This window comes from Pelomonas sp. Root1444 (genome assembly GCF_001426885.1).
Lineage (GTDB): Bacteria > Pseudomonadota > Gammaproteobacteria > Burkholderiales > Burkholderiaceae_C > Pelomonas.
On sequence record NZ_LMFP01000024.1, the window covers coordinates 1 to 20578 of the forward strand.

The 20578-nt window shown below is 68.5% G+C and carries 20 protein-coding genes; 10 read left to right on the plus strand and 10 right to left on the minus strand.

From position 1 onward, the window contains the following. Window positions 1-417, plus strand: a 417-nt coding sequence (locus tag ASD35_RS27645) for a hypothetical protein (RefSeq protein ID WP_162254475.1), incomplete at its 5' end; no start/stop codon positions are given. Window positions 418-740: 323 nt separating this feature from the next. On the opposite strand, the gene ASD35_RS16000 is transcribed toward ASD35_RS27645, so the two are convergent. The 6 genes from ASD35_RS16000 to ASD35_RS16025 form a co-directional block, all read right to left on the minus strand. Beyond that, window positions 741-1568: a LytTR family DNA-binding domain-containing protein gene (locus ASD35_RS16000; RefSeq protein ID WP_056875961.1), complete on the minus strand. Its 828-nt coding sequence runs from the start codon at window positions 1566-1568 to the stop codon at window positions 741-743. A 19-nt stretch (window positions 1569-1587) separates the two neighbouring features. Beyond that, complete coding sequence (locus ASD35_RS16005; RefSeq protein WP_056875962.1) at window positions 1588-2004, minus strand: hypothetical protein; 417 nt, start codon at window positions 2002-2004, stop codon at window positions 1588-1590. Continuing rightward, the gene (locus tag ASD35_RS16010) at window positions 2001-3446 is read right to left on the minus strand and encodes a sensor histidine kinase (RefSeq protein WP_056875963.1); all 1446 of its coding nucleotides are present in this window, start codon (window positions 3444-3446) and stop codon (window positions 2001-2003) included. The genes ASD35_RS16005 and ASD35_RS16010 overlap by 4 nt, the downstream gene beginning before the upstream one ends. A gap of 169 nt (window positions 3447-3615) precedes the next feature. Next, window positions 3616-4185, minus strand: coding sequence for a YceI family protein (locus ASD35_RS16015; protein ID WP_056875964.1), 570 nt, complete (start codon window positions 4183-4185; stop codon window positions 3616-3618). Window positions 4186-4239: 54 nt separating this feature from the next. Further along, window positions 4240-4773, minus strand: a complete 534-nt coding sequence (locus tag ASD35_RS16020) for a YceI family protein (RefSeq protein ID WP_056875965.1) — start codon at window positions 4771-4773, stop codon at window positions 4240-4242. 12 nt (window positions 4774-4785) lie between these two features. Then, a complete protein-coding gene (locus ASD35_RS16025; protein ID WP_056875966.1) occupies window positions 4786-5325 on the minus strand; it encodes a cytochrome b in 540 nt (179 codons plus the stop codon). Between the two features lie 269 nt (window positions 5326-5594). Here ASD35_RS16025 and ASD35_RS16030 point away from each other — a divergent pair, with 269 nt between their 5' ends. From ASD35_RS16030 to ASD35_RS16040, 3 genes are all read left to right on the plus strand, one after another. Then, window positions 5595-6704 (plus strand): TRAP transporter substrate-binding protein, encoded by a 1110-nt coding sequence (locus tag ASD35_RS16030; RefSeq protein WP_056875967.1) that lies wholly within the window; start codon window positions 5595-5597, stop codon window positions 6702-6704. A gap of 61 nt (window positions 6705-6765) precedes the next feature. Next, the gene (locus ASD35_RS16035; RefSeq protein ID WP_056875968.1) at window positions 6766-7431 is read left to right on the plus strand and encodes a TRAP transporter small permease subunit; all 666 of its coding nucleotides are present in this window, start codon (window positions 6766-6768) and stop codon (window positions 7429-7431) included. After that, window positions 7424-9295, plus strand: coding sequence for a TRAP transporter large permease subunit (locus tag ASD35_RS16040; RefSeq protein WP_056875969.1), 1872 nt, complete (start codon window positions 7424-7426; stop codon window positions 9293-9295). The genes ASD35_RS16035 and ASD35_RS16040 overlap by 8 nt, the downstream gene beginning before the upstream one ends. Here the strand turns inward: ASD35_RS16040 and ASD35_RS16045 are convergent. After that, the gene (locus ASD35_RS16045) at window positions 9292-10191 is read right to left on the minus strand and encodes a DMT family transporter (RefSeq protein WP_056875970.1); all 900 of its coding nucleotides are present in this window, start codon (window positions 10189-10191) and stop codon (window positions 9292-9294) included. The two genes, ASD35_RS16040 and ASD35_RS16045, sit on opposite strands and share 4 nt — an antisense overlap. A 213-nt stretch (window positions 10192-10404) precedes the next feature. Next, the gene (locus ASD35_RS16050) at window positions 10405-11325 is read right to left on the minus strand and encodes a DUF2167 domain-containing protein (protein ID WP_056875971.1); all 921 of its coding nucleotides are present in this window, start codon (window positions 11323-11325) and stop codon (window positions 10405-10407) included. Window positions 11326-11444: 119 nt separating this feature from the next. Between ASD35_RS16050 and ASD35_RS16055 the strand changes: the two genes are divergently transcribed. Continuing rightward, complete coding sequence (locus ASD35_RS16055; RefSeq protein WP_056875972.1) at window positions 11445-11954, plus strand: nuclear transport factor 2 family protein; 510 nt, start codon at window positions 11445-11447, stop codon at window positions 11952-11954. Window positions 11955-11985: 31 nt separating this feature from the next. Here the strand turns inward: ASD35_RS16055 and ASD35_RS16060 are convergent, their stop codons facing one another. Then, on the minus strand, window positions 11986-15528 hold the full coding sequence (locus tag ASD35_RS16060; RefSeq protein WP_056875973.1) for an indolepyruvate ferredoxin oxidoreductase family protein: 3543 nt from the start codon (window positions 15526-15528) through the stop codon (window positions 11986-11988). A gap of 218 nt (window positions 15529-15746) precedes the next feature. Between ASD35_RS16060 and ASD35_RS16065 the strand changes: the two genes are divergently transcribed. The 5 genes from ASD35_RS16065 to ASD35_RS16085 all read left to right on the plus strand — a co-directional run bounded on the left by ASD35_RS16065 (window position 15747) and on the right by ASD35_RS16085 (window position 19747). Next, window positions 15747-16244, plus strand: a complete 498-nt coding sequence (locus ASD35_RS16065; protein WP_056875974.1) for an Lrp/AsnC family transcriptional regulator — start codon at window positions 15747-15749, stop codon at window positions 16242-16244. Window positions 16245-16279: 35 nt separating this feature from the next. Next, the gene (locus tag ASD35_RS16070) at window positions 16280-17017 is read left to right on the plus strand and encodes a metallophosphoesterase (RefSeq protein WP_056876003.1); all 738 of its coding nucleotides are present in this window, start codon (window positions 16280-16282) and stop codon (window positions 17015-17017) included. Window positions 17018-17073: 56 nt separating this feature from the next. Next, entirely contained in the window at window positions 17074-18177 is a 1104-nt protein-coding gene (locus ASD35_RS16075; protein WP_056875975.1) for a diguanylate cyclase, read from the plus strand. Between the two features lie 63 nt (window positions 18178-18240). Further along, window positions 18241-19113, plus strand: coding sequence for an EamA family transporter (locus ASD35_RS16080; protein WP_200956060.1), 873 nt, complete (start codon window positions 18241-18243; stop codon window positions 19111-19113). Window positions 19114-19123: 10 nt separating this feature from the next. Next, a complete protein-coding gene (locus ASD35_RS16085) occupies window positions 19124-19747 on the plus strand; it encodes a hypothetical protein (RefSeq protein WP_056875977.1) in 624 nt (207 codons plus the stop codon). Here the strand turns inward: ASD35_RS16085 and ASD35_RS16090 are convergent. Beyond that, on the minus strand, window positions 19738-20541 hold the full coding sequence (locus tag ASD35_RS16090; protein ID WP_200956059.1) for an isocitrate lyase/phosphoenolpyruvate mutase family protein: 804 nt from the start codon (window positions 20539-20541) through the stop codon (window positions 19738-19740). The genes ASD35_RS16085 and ASD35_RS16090 overlap by 10 nt on opposite strands. Between the last annotated feature and the right edge of the window lie 37 nt (window positions 20542-20578).

Sequence of the window (20578 nt, forward strand, 5' to 3'; positions counted from 1 at the left end):
CGACTCACGAGCCGCACACGACCTCAGCGCCACGCAAGAACGGGGTTTTGCAGACTGTCCCTAAGCATCAATGATGCGCTGCTCAAATGTGAGTTCGCTCGAGACTGGCGCAATCGCCATATTGCACACGCCGACCTGGATCTGGCCCTGGGCGAAACCGCACAACCGCTTGCAACGGCATCCCGACTACAAGTGAAAGAGGCACTTAAGGCGATTGAGGATGTGCTCAACACCGTATCCATCGCCTTCCTAGACTCAGCGACACGCTTTGGCGACATGGTGTTAATCAATGCCGGCGAAGATCTTATATATCTATTGGATTTTGCGATTCGCAAGCAAGAGGAGAGAAGCAAACGCTTTGAATCAGGGGAATATACGGAGGATGACCTTGCAGAGCTTCACCCTCGGCAAATCTAAAGAGCGGTACGTTGGGGTGAACGCAGTGACCCCCAACATATTCATCCGCCGAGACGTTGGGGTTCGCCCCCTCACCCCCCAACTGCTCCGCGATATGCCCGCGCAGCTCGGTAGGTTGGGGTGGCAACCCCAACGCTGTCCTGCGCCTGACTGTTGAGGTTTGACGAGTGCGCTGTAGCCGATGGTCTTTCGCCGCGAAAACCGAGGCAACGCCAGCAGGAGGCCGGGTAGGCCTGATGCGCAAGTAAAGGAGGAGGCCGCGCAGCGGCCGGGGGACATGGAGCATCAGGCCTGCCCGGCCTCCTGCGCCCAACCCACTCGAACTACATCCCTTTGAACAAATGCGTGTAGCTGCGACTCACTTCCAACTTCTCCATCAGCCCCTTCACGCCCACCAGCTGGCGGCCGCGGAAGTCGCGCGTGATGCCGTCGATAGCCCTTGCGTTCACCAGCGTCGAGCGGTGGATCTGCCAGAAGACCTGCGGGTCCAGCTCGTCCACCAGCTCCTTGATGGGCTTGCGGATCAGCGCCTCGACCTTGGCGGTCTGCACGCGCGTGTACTTCTCGTCGCTGATGAAGAACAGCACGTCCTCGACCGGGATCATCTGGATGGCCTGGCCGACCGTCGCCTGGATCCACTGCAGGTACTGCGGCTTGGCCGCGGCCGGGTTGAGCTGGCCTGACAGCTTGTGCAGCAGCTGCTGCAGCGGCACCGGCGCGCTGTCGCTGAAGTCGGCTGACGGCGCGTCGCGCTGCGCCAGGCGCTTCTTGATGCGCGCCACCGTCAGCTGCAGGCGCTCGCGCTCGGCGGGCTTGAGCACGTAGTCGGCCACGCCCTGCTCGAAGGCCTCGACCGCGTACTGGTCGTAGGCGGTGATGAAGACGATCTCGGGCACCAGCCATTCGTCGTCGTCCGGCAGCTGGGCGATCTGGCGGGCGGCCTCGACGCCGGTGAGGCCCGGCATGCGGATGTCGAGGAAGACCAGGTCCGGCTTGTGCTCCTTGGTCAGTTCGACGGCTTCGAGGCCGTTCTTGGCCTCGGCGACGATCTCCAGCTCGGGCCAGACCTCGGTGAGGCGGCTGCGCAGTTGCTCGCGCATCAGTCGTTCGTCGTCGGCCAGAACGGCGCGGATGGGGGCTGCTGAGTTCATGGCCGGCGATGCTACTAGCTCAGACCGGCGTCGACTTCGCCGCCGCGTTGGCGCGGCTGCGGTTGCGCAGCACGACGAAGACCAGCAGGCCCAGCAGGATCAGCGGCGAGCCCAGCAAGGCGCCGACGCCCAGCAGGCTGGCGAGCACGACGGCCATCACGCCGCCGACGATCAGCAGCGGCAGCGCCACGCCGAGCAGCACCACCAGCGGCACGACCAGCACGCAGACGACACCCGCGATGAAGAGGCCAATGCTGGCGCCCAGCCAGTCGCCGAAGTCGCCGCTGCCAAGGAAGAACTCGTCATCGCCGAACACGACGTGCATGTCCGAGCCGTGGTGGTTGAGCAGCGCCCAACCTCCAAACATTGCGCCGAACATCGCCACCAGCACCATCAGCGCGGTGCCGATGAACAGGATCTTGAACAAGGTCTTCATGCTGCGACTCCTTCGTCGTTGCGGCTGCGATAGGGCACGGTGATGGTGACCACGGTGCCGCTGGGTTGGTTCTCGGTGACGGTGACGCTGGCGCGGTTGCCGTGCAGCAGCTGCAGGCGCTCGCGGATGTTGGCCAGGCCCACGCCGGTGCCGCTGGTGGCGGCGCGGCCGAAGCCCAGGCCGGTGTCGGCCACGGTGACGGCCAGCTTGCCGTGCAGGATCTCGGCCTTGACGGTCAGCTTGCCGCCCTCGGCCTTGGGCTCCAGGCCGTGCTTGATGGCGTTCTCCACCAGGCCCTGGATCATCATGGGCGGAAACTCGGCGGACAGCAGGCCCTCGGGCACGTCGATCTCGGTCTGCAGGCGCTCTTCCATGCGCACCTTCAGGATCTCGAGATAGGGCCGGATGACGGCCAGCTCGCGGCCCAGGTCGCGCACGGCGCCGTTGGCATTGGCCTCGCGCATGGTGGGCATGGATGCCCGCAGCAGCGCGATGAGGTTCTTCTGCATCTGGCTGGCGCGCGGCGGGTCGGTCTCGATGAGGTGGTCGATGCTCGCCAGCGTGTTGAACAGGAAGTGCGGCTCGACCTGGGCCTGCATCGCCGCCATGCGGGCTTCGACCACCTGGCGCTTCAACGCTTCACTCTCGGCGTTTTCTTCCGCCTGCGCGGCCTTGACCTCGGCCTGGATGCGGCCCTTGTACATGGCCTTGATGACGGCCGAGGCCAGCACCCAGAGGATGGCGAGGTCGACCAGGGAGTCGCCCGCATGCACGATGGTCACGCGCTTGCGGCTCTGGGTGCTGGCCATCTCGGCGGCGGACTCGTTGAGCGCAGCCTGGGCCTGGACCGCGGCCTCCTGGGCTTCCGTGACCTCCTCGGCCTCCTGCTTGAGCTGGCCCAGCTGCTCCTTGGCCTGTTCGATGGCGGCGCGGATGTCCTCGGGCCGGGCGCTCTTGGGAAAGTCGATCGCGATGGCGGGCGCGTCGCCGTTGGCGGCCTGCTCATCGCCATCTGCAGCGCTGGCCGCGGAGGCCGCCGACGCCGCTGAACGCACCGGCTGGATGCGCACACCGCGCTCGTCGACCTTGATCTCGTAGTGGACCGCGCCCTTCTCACCGGTCTTGCCGGCGTTGCTCTCGGCCGCCTTTCGGGCCTTGTCGGCCGCCTTGCGGGCCTCGGCTTCGAGCTTGGCGTGGCGGCGGGCGGCGCCCTGGTCGTGGTCCTCGACCTGCTCGCTGATGCGCCAGGTGAAGGGGGGCAGGTTCTTGAGCACGTTGACGCCGATCAGCAGCGCCAGCGACAGCAGCACGAAGCGCTTCCAGCTGATGCCGACCAGCCAGCCGGCGTAAGCGTGGAAGTAGCGCACCACCGTGGCCGAAAAGCGTTGCCAGCGCTCTATCCAGAGCTTTTGCTGGGGGCTGGGTGTGAAGGAGTTGCTCATGGCCGTTTTGTCGTCGTTGGTGTCACTGTACGCAGGGGCTCGGGACGGCGCGGGCGCCGAGCGACGCGCCGGCCGGCCCAGGGGACGAACTGCACGGGCGCGCGACAGGCCGCTGGCCCAAAAACGACAAAGCCCGCCGGGCGGCGGGCTTCACTGGCAGCAGCGGGATTTACTGCTTGATGGCCTCGACCTGGATCAGCAGGCGGATGGCGTCCGGCGTGACGGCCGGCAGCGCGTAGGTGATGCCCCACTGGCTGCGCTGGATCGTCGTCTCGAAGTCGCCGCCGCAGACCTCACGCTTCAGGCGCGGGTTGTCGTAGCAGTTGAAGCCGGTGGCCGTCAGCGTGACCGGCTTGGTGACGCCGCGCAGCGTCAGGTCGCCCGTGACGCTGGCGACCTTGTCGCCGTTGAAGGTGAACTTGTCGCCGACGAACTTGGCCGTCGGGAATTCCTCGACCGCGAAGAAGTCCTTGCTCTTCAGGTGGCCGTCGAACGGGACGGTGCCGGTGGAAATGGAGGCCATGTCGAGGGTGAACTCGACCTTGCCGGTCTTGGCGGCCTTGTCCAGCGTGACGGTGCCTTCCTTCTTGTCCCAACGGCCGCGCAGCGTGCTGGTGCCGAAGTGCTTGGCTTCGAAAGTGACCGCCGTGTGGGTCGGGTCGATGGCGTAGGTGGCGCTTTGGGCTTGTGCGGCGCCGACGGTGGCGAGCAGGGCGGCGAGGAGCAGGGCTTTCTTCATCGGTGGAATCTCCGGGGGTGAGGGAGGAACAGAGGGGGCGAGGTTACAGGCCGGCTAGATGCCGGCAAAGGCCAGCTTGAACTTGACGATCACATCGTTGGCGACCATGGAGGTGTCGGCCCATTCGCCGTCGCCGATCTTGAAATCGAGGCGCCTGATGGCCACGCTGCCGCTGGCGACGCCCGAGGCGACGGTGATGGGCACGACCACGTCACGGCTGGCGCCCTTGATGGTCAGCTTGCCGGCCACGTCGTACTTGCCGGGGGCCGTCGGCTTGATGCCGTTGGACACAAATGTGGCCTTGCCGTTGCGCTTGGTGTCGAACCACGTCGGCTTGGCCAACTCCTCGTCAAAGCTGGCGTCGCCGAGCGACACGCTGCCGAGGTCCACCGTGAAGGCGATCTTGCCGGCCTCGGGCTTCTTGGCATCGAAGTCGAGCTGGGCTTCGAACTTCTTGAACTTGCCGTCGACCGGCACGCCCATCTGCTTGAAGGTGAAGCTGACATCGCTCTTCTCGGGTTGCAGCGTGGCGGCCTGCGTGGCCAGGGCACTGGCGGCGATCAGCAGGGCGGTGAACAGGCGTTTCATGGGTTGGTTCCTTCAGGCGCGGCCGATGCCCATGCGGGCGAGCAGCCGGTCACGGTCGATGAAATGGTGTTTGAGCGCCCCGGCCACATGCGCGGCCACGAGCAGGCCCAGGCCGTAGGCGGCGAACTGGTGGATGAGCTTGAAGGTGTCGGCCAGCGCCTTGTCCTTCGGTACGAAGTCGGGCAGCGGCAGCACGCCGAACCAGACGATGGGGAAGCCCGCCGCCGAGCTGTAGGCCCAGCCGGCCAGCGGCACGGCGAAGAACAGCACGTACAGCAGGCTGTGCGTCACATGCGCGGCACTGGCCTGCCACGCGGGCATGGGCAGGTCGGCCGGCGGGCGGTGCGTGAGGCGCCACAGCAGGCGCAGCGCCGACAGCGTCAGGATGGTGACGCCGGCCCATTTGTGCCAGTTGTAGAGCTTGAGCCGCGTCGGCGAGATTGGCAGGCTGGTCATGTACAGGCCCATGCTGAAGGCGCCGACGATGGCCAGCGCGAGCAGCCAGTGCAGCGCGACGGCGATGGGGGTGTAGCGGGTGGCAGGGCTCGTCATGGGTTGGCAGTGTGTGCCCGGGTGGCGGCCAACCGGTTCATCGGCCTTGTTGCCATTGTTCAGCGGTTTTGAACGCCCCGACGGCGCGGCGGGGCATTGGCGGCTTGCCGCGCAAGCAGGGCGCCAGGGCCCGCGCTGCGGGCGCCCGTGGGTTTGACCCAGTTGCGCCGGGCAGCCGCCCAGCCAGACAGTCGGACGCAGCGGACCGCGCGCCCGGCCGCACAGGTTCTGTTCGAGGCGCAATCCAACCATTCCATGGAGACAGCCCAATGACCCAGAAACCCAGCGCTCGCCGCCGCTTCATCAAGGCGGCCGCGGCCACCACGGCCGGGGCCGGCGCCCTGGCGGCACCGATGGTCTCGACCGCGCAGACCACCAGCTTGCGCTTCCAGTCGACCTGGCCGGCCAAGGACATCTTCCACGAGTACGCACAGGACTTCGCCAAGAAGGTCAACGACATGGCGGGCGGCCGCCTCAAGATCGAGGTGCTGCCCGCAGGCTCGGTCGTGCCGGCCTTCCAGCTGCTGGAAGCCGTCAACAAGGGCACGCTGGACGGCGGCCACGGCGTCGTCGCGTACCACTACGGCAAGAACTCGGCGCTGGCGCTGTGGGGGTCGGGGCCGGGGTTCGGCATGGACCCGAACATGCTGCTGTCCTGGCACAACTACGGCGGCGGCGAGGCGCTGCTGGAGGAGATCTACAAGGCCACCGGCATGGATGTCGTGTCCTTCCTCTACGGCCCGATGCCGACGCAGCCCTACGGCTGGTTCAAGAAGCCGGTGGCCAACCTGGACCAGATGAAGGGCGTCAAGTTCCGCACCGTGGGGCTGGCGGTGGACCTCTACACCGAGCAGGGCGCCGCCGTGAACCCGCTGCCGGGCGGCGAGATCGTCGCGGCGCTGGACCGCGGCCTCATCGACGCGGCCGAGTTCAACAACGCCACCAGCGACCGCATCCTCGGCTTCCCCGACGTGGCCAAGAACTGCATGCTGCAGAGCTTCCACCAGAGCACGGAGCAGTTCGAGATCCTGTTCAACAAGGCCAAGTACAACGCCCTGCCCAACGAGCTGAAGAAGATCATCGACTACGCGGTGCAGGCGTCCAGCGCCGACATGAGCTGGAAGGCCATCGACCGCAATTCCAAGGACTACGCGGAGATGAAGAAGGCGGGCGTGGCGTTCTACAAGACGCCCGACGCCATCTTGCGCAACCAGCTGGATGCCTGGGACAAGGTGGTGGCCAGGAAGTCGGCGGAGAACCCGCTGTTCAAGAAGGTGCTGGACAGCCAGCGCGCCTTCGCCCAGCGCGCCGGCCAGTGGCAGAACGACTATCTCGTCGACTTCAAGATGGCCTGGAACCATTACTTCAGGAAGGGCTGATCTCGGCCTCCATCCCGCCTCGCCCGCCGCGGCGGGGCGCCCTCACCAGCCAGGACGGCTCATGGGCATACAGAAACTTCTGCACACGGCCGACGGCATCAGCACCTGGGTCGGCAAGGCGTTCGCGTGGCTGATCGTCGCGCTGATGCTGCTGGTGGTGGCCGAGGTGTTCAAGCGCTACGCGCTGAACATGCCGACAGCCTGGATCTTCGACGCCAGCAACATGCTCTACGGCACGCTGTTCATGATGGGCGGCGCCTACGCGCTGGCGCATGACGGCCACGTGCGCGGCGACTTCCTCTATGGCCGCATGCGGCCGCGCACGCAGGCCGGGCTGGACCTGGTGCTGTACGTGCTGTTCTTCCTGCCCGGCATCGGCGCGCTGACCTGGAGCGGCTGGACCTACTTCGGCGACTCGCTGCGCATCCACGAGACGACGTTCAACGCGACGCCGCTGCCGGTCTACCCCTTCAAGGCCATCATCCCGATCGCCGGCGCGATGGTCATGCTGCAGGGACTGGCGGAGATGCTGCGCTGCATCGTCTGCCTGCGCACCGGGGCATGGACGCCCCGGCTCAAGGACGCCGAGGAGATCGACGTCGTCGAACAGCAGCTCGCCGCCAGCACGCATGTGGACGCCGACGCGGCGCGCGAGGCCATCCAACGCGCCAAGGACATCGACGAGGTCGCGCGGCAGCGCGCCAGCGGAGGGGGCCAGCATGAGTAACCCGGCACTCGGCATGCTGATGCTGAGCCTGATCGTCGTCGTCATCCTGCTGGGCTTCCCGACGGCGTTCACGCTGATGGGCCTGGGCATGCTGTTCGGCTTCGTCGCCTTTTATGACCCCGGCCAGCCGCTGCTGGACAACCGCATCTTCGACCTGATGGTGCAGCGCGCCTACGGCGCGATGAACAACGACACGCTGCTGTCGATCCCGCTGTTCGTGCTGATGGGCTACGTGATGGAGCGCGGCGCGCTGGTGGACCGCATGTTCCACAGCGTGCAGCTGGCCTTCAGGCGCCTGCCGGGTTCGCTGGCCGTGACGACGCTGGTCATCTGCACCTTCTGGGGCATCGCCAGCGGGCTGGTGGGCGCCGTCGTCGTGCTGATGGGCGTCATCGCGATGCGGCCGATGCTCAAGGCCGGCTACGACACGCGGCTGGCGGCGGGTGTCATCACCGCCGGCGGCACGCTGGGCATCCTGATCCCGCCGTCCGTGATGATCATCGTCTACGCGGCCGTGGCCGGGCAGTCGGTCGTCAAGCTGTACGCGGCGGCGATGTTCCCGGGCTTTTTCCTGGCGTTCCTGTACCTCGTCTACGTGATCGGCTGGGCACTGCTCGACCCCAAGGTGGCGCCGCCACTGCCGCCCGAGCAGCAACGTGCACCGATCTCGCCGGCCGTCGAGGCGCTGGCGGCGCGCTATTCGCCCCGCATGCTGTGGGCGCTGTGCAAGGCCCTGGTCGCGCCGGCCGCCGCGTCGATGAGCTGGCCACGGCTCGCGGGCAACCTGCTGCGGGCACTCGTGCCGTTATGGCTCGCACTGGTCTGCCTGGGCACGACCTGGTGGTACGTCACCATCTACACGCAAAAGACCGATGCTGCCGCGCCGGCCCCGATGCAGCGCATGGACACGCCCGCGCCGTCGGGCGGCTTGGGCGAACCTCCCGGCGCGGCCAGCGGCGGGTTGCAGGAGCCCCCCGGCGCGACGAGCGGATTGCAGGAGCCCCCCGGTGCGCTGGCCGAGCCGCCCGGTGCAGCAAAGGCCGATGAGCCGCTGCAGCGCATGGACGGCGGGCCGGCGGCCACACCCGGCCCGGCGGCCGTGCCACAGCGCTTCTACACCGGCTTCGCCGTCGTCTGCGTGCTGACGGCGCTGCTGCTGGCCTGGTACTACTGGCGCTTCGACGCCGAGCAGTACGAGATCCTGACGATGCTGGTGTCGTCCGTGATGCCGCTGGGCATCCTCACGCTGGTGGTGCTGGGCGTCATCCTGTTCGGCATCACCACCGCCACCGAGTCGGCCGCCGTGGGCGCGGCGGGCGCCTTCCTGATGGCCTGGCAGGCCGGCACGCTGACGTTCAAGAAGACCCGCGAGGCGGTGTTCCTGACGGCCAAGACCACCGCGATGGTGTGCTGGCTGTTCGTCGGCTCGGCGCTGTTCTCGGCCGTGTTCGCCATCCTGGGCGGCCAGGCGCTGGTGGAGCGCTGGGTGCTGTCCATGGACCTGACGCCGCTGCAGTTCATGCTGCTGTCGCAGGCCATCATCTTCGTGCTGGGCTGGCCGCTGGAATGGACCGAGATCATCGTCATCTTCGTGCCCATCTTCCTGCCACTGCTGGCGCACTTCCACATCGACCCGATGCTGTGGGGCGTGCTGGTGTTCGTGAACCTGCAGGCCGCCTTCCTGAGCCCGCCGGTGGCGATGTCGGCCTTCTACCTGAAGGGTGTGAGCCCGCCGCACGTGACGTTGAACCAGATCTTCGCGGGCATGATGCCGTACATGCTCATCGTCATCCTGTGCATGGTGTTCATGTACATGTGGCCGGAGATGACGCTGTGGCTGCCCGGATACCTGTATGGCCGCTAACGCTTCCCTGCGCTGACAAGGAACACGCCGCCCAGCACCAGCACCGTGCCGACGACGATCCAGCCGTTCATCGGCTCGCCGAGGATGAGCACGCCCATGATCAGCGTGCTCATCGGCCCCACCATGCCGACCTGCGACGACAGCGGCGCGCCGATGCGGGCGATCGCCAGCATCACCATCAGCACCGGCGCCACCGTGCAGGCCGTGGCGTTCAGCAGCGACAGCCACAGCACCGGCTCAGGCACTGCGGCGACCGCCAGCGGCCTGAGCAGCGCGAACTGCGCGATGCACAACCCACAGGCCACCGTGCTGGCCAGGCCGGCCAGCCGCATCGAACCCAGGCGCTGCACCACCTTGCCGCTGAGCGCCAGGTAGACCGCATAGCTGACCGCGCTGCCGAACACCAGGGCCGCGCCGAGCGCCGTGCTCCTGCCCTCGAAGCTGAGCTCATGCGCGAATACGGCGACGACGCCGGCATAGCTGATCGCCATCGCCAGCACCTGCCGGGCCTGCAGCCGGTGCTTGAAGAACAGCACCGACAGCAGCAGCACCAGCGTCGGGTTGAGGTACAGGATCAGCCGCTCCAGGCTCGCCGTGATGTAGGCAAGACCGGCGAAGTCCAGGTAGCTGGCGAGGTAGTAGCCGGTGAAGCCCAGCACCGCGACGTCGCGCCAGTCCCGCCGCGTCAGCGCCGGCTTGCCGCGGCCGGCCCACCAGGCCATATACAGGAAGAACGGCAACGCCAGCAGCATGCGCCACATCAGCAAGGTCACCGCGTCCACGCCATGCCGGTACGCCAGCTTGACGATGATGGCCTTGCCCGAGAACCCGATGGCGCCGAGCACCGCGAGCAGCAGGCCGGGCCAGAGTGAACGGGGCGGGGTCGAAGCAGGCATCGGCCCAGTCTAGAAGCCGCATCCTGCGCGTGCGGCGAACCCAGCGCTCGCATGGGCGCCGCGCCTTCGGCAGCGGTGCGCCCCGCCTTCGCCGCACCTCAAACCCGTGTGCGCGCGCCAGCATCTCGTGCAGGTCGTGGCACGTCACGGCGAGGTAGGCGGCCGGCGCGGTGCCAGGAGCCGTGCTTCCATCACCGGTGCGCCGTCATCGCTTCAGGCGCCGGCAGACGGCTTGTCGCGCTTGAAGAACTTCGTGAATGCCGCGCCGAGGCCGAGGACGGCGATGAAGATGATCTTGGCGAACTTGGCGAACTTGGCGACGAAGGCGAGGATGACCGCGAGCAGCCCCAGCTTCTTGGCGCCCACGCCCAGCACCAGCGCCGCGAGGCCGTATTCGGCGACATGGTCGGTGGCCTCGTTGAAGTCCTCGTAACGCTTGCCGGGATCGAACTCCAGCGCGCCGAGCAAGGCCTTGGCATCCGGCTTCTGGGCCGGCAGGTCCTTCAGGTCGGTGATGAAGTTCAGGCTCAGGTAGCCCTCGCGGCCGAGCGCATAGGTGTTGTAGTTGACGCCCTGGCCGGCGTCGGCCGGCGCGCCCTTCTCCTTGGAGCTCATGGCCCAGACCAGGCGGTGCGTCGTCGCCTCGTAGGCCGGCGGCTCGGCCCAACCGGTGATCTCCAGCGGCGCCACGCCCATCTTCTGGCGCGCCTCGTTGCTGGCCTCGGTGCCTTCCTTGTAGCTGGCCAGCAGGTCGTCGGCCTTCCACTCCTTGGCGTCGCCGTCCTTCACGTAGCCGGAAGCGATGTAGCGCAGCGTGGCGAACCACTCGCCGCCGCCCTTGGGGAAGACGAGGCCCGCCAGCTCGGCATGCTCGCCCGGGTTGCCCATGGCGCGCAGCAGCTTGCCGGCCTGCGGCTGCGGGATGAAGACGCGGTCGGCCGGCAGGTGCAGCGTGGCCTGGTTGGCGATGGTGACGTCGGTCGGCCCGGTGGTGGCAGCGGCTTGGGCCTCGGCCCAGGCGGGGTCTTGCGGCGGTGCGTCCGCGGCATTCGCACCCTGGCCCAAAAACAGGCCCACACATAGGCCCACACATAGGCCCACAGCGGCCCTCAGGCCGCGCGCGATGGTTTTCATTTTTCCTCCCTGTAAGAAGCGCCGCAGTCTAAGCAGACACACCGGCCGGCCCGTTCAGGGATTGCCCCGCGACGGGCAGATTCACAATCTGCGCCACGTACCCACAGGAAGGGCTCGACATGCCGACGACCGACAAGATGCGCCGCCCTCTCGCCATGGCGGCCTGCGTGCTGCTGATGGTGGCGGGCAGCGGCTGCACCACCACGCCCCCGGTGCGCGTGTCTCAGCCGCTGCCATGCGACCGTCCCGGCAACAACTGCGTCAACGACCTGATGCAGGCCCTGGAGGACTGGAAGGACGCATACAACAGCCGCGATGCGCGGCGGCTCCAGCAGCTCTACGCCCCGGGCGCGTTGATCACCGACGACGAGTACACGGCCGTGCCGCTGTCCGGCAATGCACTGCCGGAGTTCTTCGAACAGATGGCGGAGCGGCCGACGGCGCGCATGCGCTGGATCGTCGGCAACCTGAAGCTGTTCGGCGACACGGCGGTGCGCTCGGGCCAGTACGAGTTCACCGAGCAGGCGGACGGCCGGACGATGGACCGACCGGCGCGCTACAGCTTTGCCTACCAGCGCATCGAGGGTCGCTGGCTGATCGTGCTGCAGCACTCGACAGTGCGGCCCTAGAACGAAGCCGCGCCCCGCAGCGGCGGCGCGGTCAGACCTTCTCGATCAGCGCATCCCACTTGGCCCTGGCCACCTGCTCATGGCGCGCCTTCACGTGGCCGTAGCCGCGGATGTCCTCGGGCACGCGGGCCAGCTCGACCGCATCGGCCAGCGTCTGCGCACTGAGCCGCGCCAGCGCCCGCTCGATGCCGGCGCGGTAGTCGGCAATCCAGCGGCGCTCCATCTTGCGCTCCTCGGTGTGGCCGAAGACGTCGAACGCCGTGCCGCGCAAGCCCTTCAGCTTGGCCAGCAGGCCGAAGGCCGGGCGGATCCAAGGGCCGAAGGGGCGCTTCACCATCTCGCCCTTGTTGTTCTTCCTGGCCAGCAGCGGCGGCGCGAGGTGGTGCACGATCTTGTAGTCGCCCTCGAACATGCCGGCGATCTTGTCGGCAAAGCCGGTCTGGGTGTGCAGGCGGGCGACCTCGTACTCGTCCTTGTAGGCCATCAGCTTGAACAAGTAGCGCGCGACGGCCTCGGTCAGCTTGGTGCCTGAACCCAGTTTGGCTTCCGCCGCCCGAACCTTGTCGACGAAGGCCTTGTATTCGGCTGCATAGGCCGCGTTCTGGTAGCCGGTCAGGAAGTCGACGCGCTTGGCGACGATCTCGTCGACGCTCTGGCGCTTGACGAGCTGGATGACGGCCTGCGCCGCGTACAGCGCCTGCACGCTCTTCAGGTCATGCGCGCAGCGGCGGCCCCATTCGAAGGCGGCCTTGTTGTTGTCGACCTGCACGCCGTTGAGCTCGATGGCCCGCATCAGCGCGTCGTAGCTCAGCGGCACGCGACCCTGCTGCCAGGCGTAGCCCAGCATCAGCGGGTTGGTGTAGAGCGAATCGCCCAGCAGCTTGACGGCCACCTCCTCGGCGTCGAAGGAGCCCAGATGCTGCGGGCCGACGGCGGCGCCCACGGCCTGCTCGCAGGCGGCGCCGGGGAAGCTCCAGTTGGCGTCGTTGACGAGCGTCGCCGTCGGCGAGCCGTGCGTGTTCAGCGCGACATAGGTGCGGCCCTCGCGCATGACGGCCAGCGTCGCCTTGTTGGCCGCCACGATGGCGTCGCAGGCGATGACGAGGTCGGCCTCGGCCGTGCCGACCTTGGTGCAGAAGATCGCGTCGGGCGAGTTGGCGATCTGGATGTGGCTCCAGGTCGCGCCGCCCTTTTGCGCCAGGCCCGCGGCGTCCTGCGTGATGACGCCCTTGCCTTCCAGGTGCGCGGCCATGCCCAGCAGCTGGCCGATGGTGATGACGCCCGTGCCGCCCACGCCGCCGACGACGATGCCCCAGGCCTCCTCGGGGTTGGGGATGATGGGCATCGGCAGCTGCGGCAGCCCGGCGTCGAAGGGGCTCTTGCGCCCTTCCTTCTTGGGCTTCTTCAGCTCGCCGCCCTCGACGGTGACGAAACTGGGGCAGAAGCCCTTCACGCAGGAGTAGTCCTTGTTGCAGGTGTTCTGGTTGATCTGGCGCTTGCGGCCGAAGTCGGTCTCGACCGGCTCGATGGACAGGCAGTTGGACTGCACCGAGCAGTCGCCGCAGCCCTCGCAGACCAGCTCGTTGATGACGACGCGCTTGGCCGGGTCCACCAGCTTGCCGCGCTTGCGGCGGCGGCGCTTCTCGGTGGCGCAGGTCTGGTCGTAGATGATGACCGTGGTGCCCTCGATCTCGCGGAACTGGCGCTGGATCTCGTCCAGCTCGTCGCGGTGGTGCACGGTGACGCCGGGGGCCAGCGCCACGCCCTCGTATTTTTCCGGCTCGTCGGTGACGATGACCAGCTTCTTCACGCCCTCGGAGATCACGCTGTTCATGATCTGGATGACGGTGTGGCCCTCGGGCCGCTCGCCGACCTGCTGGCCGCCGGTCATCGCGACCGCGTCGTTGTAGAGGATCTTGTAGGTGATGTTGACGCCCGCGGCGATGCTCTGGCGGATGGCCAGGCTGCCGCTGTGGAAGTAGGTGCCGTCGCCGAGGTTGCTGAAGATGTGCTTCTCGTCGGTGAACGGCGCCTGGCCCACCCAGGGCACGCCCTCGCCGCCCATCTGCGTGAAGGTGGCCGTGTTGCGGCCGGGCATCCACGTGACCATGTAGTGGCAGCCGATGCCGCCCACGGCGCGCGAGCCGTCGGGCACGCGGGTGCTGGTGTTGTGCGGGCAGCCCGAGCAGAACCACGGCGTGCGGTCCGCGCCGCCGGCGGTCTTCTCCTCGGCCTTGAGGGACGCCTCCTTGGCGTCGATGACGGCCAGGCGCGCGTCCAGGCGGGCGGCGATGTCGCTGTCCACGCCCAGCTTCTTCAGGCGCTTGGCGATGGCGCGGGCGATGAGGGCCGGCGTCAGGTCGGCCTGCGGGCGCAGCAGCCAGTGGTCGCTGGGGTTGGGCACGCTCCACTCGCCACCCTCGGCGTCGCCCGCGTCGAACTTGCCGAGCACGTTGGGGCGCACGTCGGCACGCCAGTTGTAGAGCTCTTCCTTGACCTGGTATTCGATGATCTGGCGCTTCTCCTCGACGACCAGGATCTCCTGCAATCCTGAAGCGAACTCGCGCGCGATCTGCGCCTCCAGCGGCCACACGACGTTGACCTTGTGCAGCCGGATGCCGATGCGCCGGCAGGTGTCGTCGTCCAGGCCCAGGTCGTGCAGCGCCTGGCGGGTGTCGTTGAAGGCCTTGCCGCTGGTGATGAGGCCGAAGCGGTCGTTGGGGCCCTCGATGACGTTGTAGTTCAGGCGGTTGGCGCGGATGTAGGCCAGCGCGGCGTACCACTTGAAGTTCATCATCCGCGCTTCCTGCTCCAGCGGCGGGTCGGGCCAGCGGATGTGCAGTCCGCCCTCGGGCATCTGGAAGTCCTCGGGCATCAGGATGTTGACGCGGTCGGGGTCGACGCTGACCGAGGCCGAGCTTTCGACGATCTCCTGGATGGTCTTCATGCCCGCCCACAGGCCGGAGAAACGGCTCATCGCGAAGGCATGCAGGCCCATGTCGAGGATGTCCTGCACGCTGCTCGGGAAGAAGGTCGGGAAGCCGACCGCCTTGAAGACGTGGTCGCTCTGGTGCGCGGCGGTGGAGCTCTTGGCGATGTGGTCGTCGCCGGCGATGGCGATGACGCCGCCGTGCTTGGACGTGCCGGCCATGTTGGCGTGCTTGAACACGTCGATGCAGCGGTCCACGCCCGGGCCCTTGCCGTACCAGAGGCCGAACACGCCGTCGAACTTGGCCTTCTCGGGGAACAGGTCGAGCTGCTGCGTGCCCCAGACCGCCGTCGCGCCGAGTTCTTCGTTCACGCCCGGCTGGAACACGATGTTCTGCTTGGCCAGGTGCTTCTTGGCCGCCATCAACGCCTGGTCGTAGGAGCCCAGCGGCGAGCCGCGGTAGCCGCTGATGAAGCCGGCGGTGTTCAGCCCGGCCAGCGCGTCGCGGGTGCGCTGCAGCATGGGCAGCCGCACCAGCGCCTGCACGCCGCTCATGAAGGCGCGGCCGCTATCGAGCGCGTATTTGTCGTCGAGTGAGACGGTCTGCAATGCGCGCAGGACGTGTTCGGGCAGCGGGGCGTTCATCGGGTGGAGCTCCAAGGTGATGACCCGGCGCGAAGCGCCCTTGTGAGGCGGGCGCGCAAGGAGACAGGCCAGTATGGCCGGACCGGGCAGTGTAGGAAAACAGCGCCGCGGGGTGCTTTCTAAATTGCGCTCCGATTGCTGGCATCAAGCAAGATCCTTGCTTTGAATGGTCAAAATCGTTTCAACTCGCGTTGAGTTTTCAAATTTCAGGGCAAACCATGAGTTCAGAAGAAGCCACGGCGGAAGCGCTGGACCGCTATCACATCGCCATCCTGGCCGAGCTGCAGGCCGACGCGCGCCTGTCCAACGCCGAGCTGGCCCAGCGCATCGGCCTGTCGGCCGCACCCACCTGGCGGCGCGTCAAGTGGCTGGAGGACCAGGGCTACATCACCGGCTACCGCGCCGAGATCGACCGCCGCAAGCTGGGCCTGGGCGTGCTGGCCTTCGTGCGGCTGGACGCCGAGCGCAGCGCCGGCGCGGCCACCAAGCCGCTGGAAGACGCCATCCGCCAGCTGCCAGAGGTCATCGCCTGCCACTACATCTCCGGCGCCGGCACCTTCGAGCTGCAGGTCATGGCGACCGACCTGGACGCCTTCTCGCGCTTCTCCATCGACACGCTGCTCAACCTGCCGAATGTGAAGGACATCCACACCAGTTTCTCCCTGGGTGAAGTGAAGGCAAGCGGCGTGTTGCCGCTGGGTCACCTCGCGGGATGACGCCGCTCGCCCCGCAACAACTGAAAGAGTCAACCATGCGCCTCGCCCTCGTCTCCGACATCCACGGCAACCTCCCGGCGCTGGAAGCCGTCGCCGCCGACATCCGCCGCCGCGGCGTGGACGCGGTGCTGTGCCTTGGCGACAACCTCTCCGGCCCGCTGCTGCCGCGCGAGACGGCGCATTGGCTGATGGCCTCGGGCTGGCCGGTGCTGGCCGGCAACCACGAGCGCCAGATCCTCGAATGGACGCCCGACCGAGGCGGCGCGTCCGACGGCCACGCGCTGTCGGCGCTGGGCGCCGCCGAGCTGGACTGGCTGCGCAGCCTGCAGCCGATGTGGCAGTGGGCGCCGGACATCTTCCTGTGCCACGGCACGCCGCGCAGCGACTGCGAGCATTTCCTGGAGACACCGCAGCAAGGCCGGTTGCGCCTGGCCACGGCCGGCGAGATCGCCGGGCGCCTGGCCGGCCAGCGCAGCGGGCTCATCGCCTGCGGCCACAGCCACGTGCCGCGCACGGTGCGCACGCCCGCGGGCCAGCTCATCGTCAACCCCGGCAGCGTCGGCCTGCAGGCCTATGTGGACGACGAGCCCGAGCGCTACGTCGTCGAACGCGGCACGCCGGACGCCCACTACGCCATCGTCGAGCGCATCGACGGCGCCTGGCATTGCAGCCAGCATGCCGTGCCCTACGACCACCGCGCGATGGCGGCGCTGGCCGAACGCAACGGCCGGCCCGAGTGGGCCCGCGCACTGCTGGGCGGCTACGTGGACTGAGCCGCGCACCGCCACGTTCAGCCCGGCGCGGCCACGTTAGGCTAGCGACCATGGCGATGTCGCACCTCCAACGGCTCGGCGGTCTCTGGCTGGGCAGCGAACCGGCCCAGCGGCTGCGCCTGCGGCAGACCTCGCTGGCCATGGTGCTGATGCTGGTCAGCGCCGCCATGCTGCATCACGGCATCGCCCTCACCCACGGCGACCGCGGCTGGATGTGGGCCTGGACGGCCTATGGCGTGGGCGGCATGGCGGCCGTCTACGCCGCCATCCGCAGCGGCTGGTCGCGGCGCTTCACCGACCCCTCGCTGACGGCCGTGCAGATCGCCTTCGCCCTCAGCGTCGCAGCGCTGGCCTATGCGCAGGTCGGGCCGCTGCGCGGGGCCGTCTTCCCGGTGCTGACGCTGATCCTGATGTTCGGCATGTTCCAGCTGCGCGCCCGCAGCGCCTATGGGCTGGCGTTCTATGCACTGCTGGTCTTCGGGGCCGTCATGGCCGCCATGGCCCGGCTGCGGCCCGAGGCCTACCCGCCCGAGTTCGAGCTCATCCATTTCCTGATGCTGGCCTTCATGCTGCCGGCCGTCGCGGTGCTGACGGCGCGGCTGAGCCGCATACGCTGGCGGCTGTCGCAGCAGCGCGAGGAACTGGCCCGCGCGCTGGCGCAGCTGCAGGCCATTGCGACGCGCGACGAGCTGACCGGCCTGCCCAACCGCCGCCAGATGCAGGCGCTGATGGACCAGGAGCTGCTGCGCTCACTGCGCCACCACCACGATTTCTGCATCGCCGTCCTCGACCTCGACCACTTCAAGCACGTCAACGACGCGCACGGCCACGCGGCCGGCGACCTCGTGCTGCGCGCCTTCGCGCAGGCCGGTCAGGCGGCCCTGCGCGCCACCGACGTGCTGGCGCGCTGGGGCGGCGAGGAGTTCCTCGTGCTGCTGCCCGACACCGCGATGCCGCTGGCATTGGCCGGCATGGAGCGGCTGCGCCAGCAGATCGCCGCGCTGCAGACCGATGTCGGCAGCGCCAAGGTGGCGATCACCGTCTCCATCGGGCTGACCGGCCACCGCCGCGCCGACACGTTGGCGCAGACGCTGGCGCGCGCCGACCAGCTGCTGTATCGCGCCAAGGCGGAAGGCCGCAATCGCACCTGCACCGACTGACACATCGCCGAAGGCGGCCCGGCGTTCGGCCCGAAATACCTCTGGACCATGACCTCCACCTCCCTGCCCCTGCGCCATTTCCTGCTCGCCCTCGCCGTCGTCGCCATCTGGGGCAGCAATTTCGTCGTCATCAAGTACGCGCTGGACGTGCTGCCGCCGATGTTGCTGGCCGTGCTGCGCTTCGCCATCGCCTTCGTGCCCGCCTGCTTCTTCCTGCCGCGGCCGGCGGTGAGCTGGCGCAACCTGGCGGCCTACGGCCTGTTCGTCGCCGTGGGCCAGTTCGGGCTGCTGTACCTGGCCATGCGCAGCGAGATCTCGCCGGGCCTCGCCTCCCTCGTCATCCAGACCCAGGTCTTCTTCACGCTGGGGCTGGCCGTCTGGCTGGCGAAGGAGCGCGTGCTGGCCGCGCAGTGGCTGGGGCTGCTGCTCGCCGTCGCGGGCATCGCCGTCATCGTCGCGCACACCGACGGCACGACGACGCCGCTGGGCCTGGCGATGGTGCTGGCAGCGGCCTTCTCCTGGGCCTGCGGCAACATCGTCGGCAAGCGCGCGGGCCAGGTGAACATGCTGGCCTATGTCGTCTGGAGCAGCGCCTTCGCGGTGCCGCCGCTGCTGGCGTTGACGCTGCTCGTCGACGGCCCCGGGCGCATCGCGGCGGCGCTGGCCGCGGCCGACGCCGGCACCTGGGGTGCCGTGCTGTGGCAGAGCTTTGCGAACACGCTGTTCGGCTACGGCTGCTGGGCCTGGCTGCTGACCCGCCACCCGGCCGCACGCATCGTGCCCATGGCCTTGCTGGTGCCCATCTTCGGCATGGGCGCCAGCAGCCTGCTGCTGGCCGAGCCGCTGCCCGGCTGGAAGATGATCGCCGCGACGCTGGTGATGGCCGGCCTGGCGGTCAACCTGTTCGGGCCTCGCCTGTTGCCGTCTCGGCACTAAGCTTGTCAGCATGAAACGCCGCTGCCTGTTCCCGCTGCTCCTGCTGCCCGCGCTGGCCCACGCCGCACCGCCAGCCATCCAACTGCTGGTCGAACTGCGCTGGGTGGACAGCAACCTGCCCCCCTCCGCCCAGGCCGGCGTGCGCGACGGCGCGGTGGTCGTCGGCACGGCCGGCGCCGTGTCGCCGCGCGGCCCGGGTGTCGTCACGTCCAGCGGGCCCGCGGTGACGGTGCCGACCCAGCGCCTGCTGGTCCAGAACGGCCAGCGCGCCGACGTGCGGCTGACGACACGCGAGCCGCTGCAGTGGGCAAGCCCCGCCGTCGAGCTGGATGCCAGCGGCGCCACCCGGCGCGTCTACGCCAACCCGCAGCCGCAGGAGCGCACCGTCACGCACAGCTTCATGGTCACGCCGACTTGGCCCGGTGGCTCGGCACCGGTGCGGGTGGTCTTCGACGTGCAGGAGGGCGACAACGCCTTCCGTTCCACGTTGGACCTGCCCATGGAGCGCTGGCAGACGGCGGCCCGCACCGGCGGGGGCCGCACGCCGCCGGCGCCCCGCGGCACCGTCAGAAGCCGCGACGCCGAAGCCCAGCCTGAGCGCGAACTGCAGCTGCGCGTGTCGATTCAGCTCTGATCCGCATTGGCGGCGTTCAGCGCGCCGTTGATCTGCGGATAGGGCGCGGCGCCATCGAACAGCTCGTCGCAGGCGCCGTGCTGCAGGAAGCCCGCCGCCGCGCGCTGCGCCCGGCCCCACGCCGCCTCGGCGATGGCGCTGCCGGCGCTGATGCGGCGCACGCCCAGGCGCTGCAGTTCGGCCAGGCCGGGCAGCGCCGGGCGCGCCATCACGTTCAGCGGCAGCGGCTGGCCGCCAACCAGCGCCTGGATGTCGGCCACCGCCGTTACGCCCGCCGCGAACAGGCCGTCGGCACCGGCCGCCGCATAGTCGCGCGCCCGCAGCAGCACCTCCTCCACCGCGCGGCCGGGTGCGAGGTTCTTCAGCCAGACGTCGCAGCGCGCATTGACGAAGACGTCCACGCCCGCCTGGGCCGCGGCCGCCTTGATCGCCTCGATCTTGCGGCACAGCAATGCCGGCAGGCCGGCGCCGTCCTCGATGTTGATGCCGACCGCGCCGGCCTCGACCAGCCGCATGACGTTGGCGGCCACGGTGGCGGGGTCGTCGCTGTAGCCGGCCTCGCTGTCGGCGCTGAGCGGCACGCGCGCGACGCGGGCGATGCGCCGCAGCGCGGCGGCATGCTCCTCGATGGGCAGGTGGTTGCCGTCGGCATAGCCCAGCGCCCAGGCCAGGCCGGCGCTGGTGGTCGCCAGGGCCGGCACGCCCAGCGACTGCACGAGCACCGCGCTGCCGGCGTCCCAGACGTTGGCGATCTTCAGGAGTTCGGGGCCTTGGTGGAGCTGGCGGAAGTTCATGGCCGTGGAATGTTGACGTGGTGGGGCCGACATCCTG

Excerpts from the sequence above, each read along its gene's own strand:
- ASD35_RS16060 (WP_056875973.1), bottom strand. The coding sequence starts at position 15,528 with ATGAACGCCCCGCTGCCCGAACACGTCCTGCGCGCATTGCAGACCGTC.
- ASD35_RS16000 (WP_056875961.1), bottom strand. The coding sequence starts at position 1,568 with ATGAACTCAGCAGCCCCCATCCGCGCCGTTCTGGCCGACGACGAACGA.
- ASD35_RS16010 (WP_056875963.1), bottom strand. The coding sequence starts at position 3,446 with ATGAGCAACTCCTTCACACCCAGCCCCCAGCAAAAGCTCTGGATAGAG.
- ASD35_RS16030 (WP_056875967.1), top strand. The coding sequence starts at position 5,595 with ATGACCCAGAAACCCAGCGCTCGCCGCCGCTTCATCAAGGCGGCCGCG.
- ASD35_RS16065 (WP_056875974.1), top strand. The coding sequence starts at position 15,747 with ATGAGTTCAGAAGAAGCCACGGCGGAAGCGCTGGACCGCTATCACATC.
- ASD35_RS16055 (WP_056875972.1), top strand. The coding sequence starts at position 11,445 with ATGCCGACGACCGACAAGATGCGCCGCCCTCTCGCCATGGCGGCCTGC.
- ASD35_RS16075 (WP_056875975.1), top strand. The coding sequence starts at position 17,074 with ATGTCGCACCTCCAACGGCTCGGCGGTCTCTGGCTGGGCAGCGAACCG.
- ASD35_RS16070 (WP_056876003.1), top strand. The coding sequence starts at position 16,280 with ATGCGCCTCGCCCTCGTCTCCGACATCCACGGCAACCTCCCGGCGCTG.
- ASD35_RS16020 (WP_056875965.1), bottom strand. The coding sequence starts at position 4,773 with ATGAAACGCCTGTTCACCGCCCTGCTGATCGCCGCCAGTGCCCTGGCC.
- ASD35_RS16085 (WP_056875977.1), top strand. The coding sequence starts at position 19,124 with ATGAAACGCCGCTGCCTGTTCCCGCTGCTCCTGCTGCCCGCGCTGGCC.
- ASD35_RS16035 (WP_056875968.1), top strand. The coding sequence starts at position 6,766 with ATGGGCATACAGAAACTTCTGCACACGGCCGACGGCATCAGCACCTGG.
- ASD35_RS16005 (WP_056875962.1), bottom strand. The coding sequence starts at position 2,004 with ATGAAGACCTTGTTCAAGATCCTGTTCATCGGCACCGCGCTGATGGTG.
- ASD35_RS16025 (WP_056875966.1), bottom strand. The coding sequence starts at position 5,325 with ATGACGAGCCCTGCCACCCGCTACACCCCCATCGCCGTCGCGCTGCAC.
- ASD35_RS16050 (WP_056875971.1), bottom strand. The coding sequence starts at position 11,325 with ATGAAAACCATCGCGCGCGGCCTGAGGGCCGCTGTGGGCCTATGTGTG.
- ASD35_RS16040 (WP_056875969.1), top strand. The coding sequence starts at position 7,424 with ATGAGTAACCCGGCACTCGGCATGCTGATGCTGAGCCTGATCGTCGTC.
- ASD35_RS16045 (WP_056875970.1), bottom strand. The coding sequence starts at position 10,191 with ATGCCTGCTTCGACCCCGCCCCGTTCACTCTGGCCCGGCCTGCTGCTC.
- ASD35_RS16090 (WP_200956059.1), bottom strand. The coding sequence starts at position 20,541 with ATGAACTTCCGCCAGCTCCACCAAGGCCCCGAACTCCTGAAGATCGCC.
- ASD35_RS16015 (WP_056875964.1), bottom strand. The coding sequence starts at position 4,185 with ATGAAGAAAGCCCTGCTCCTCGCCGCCCTGCTCGCCACCGTCGGCGCC.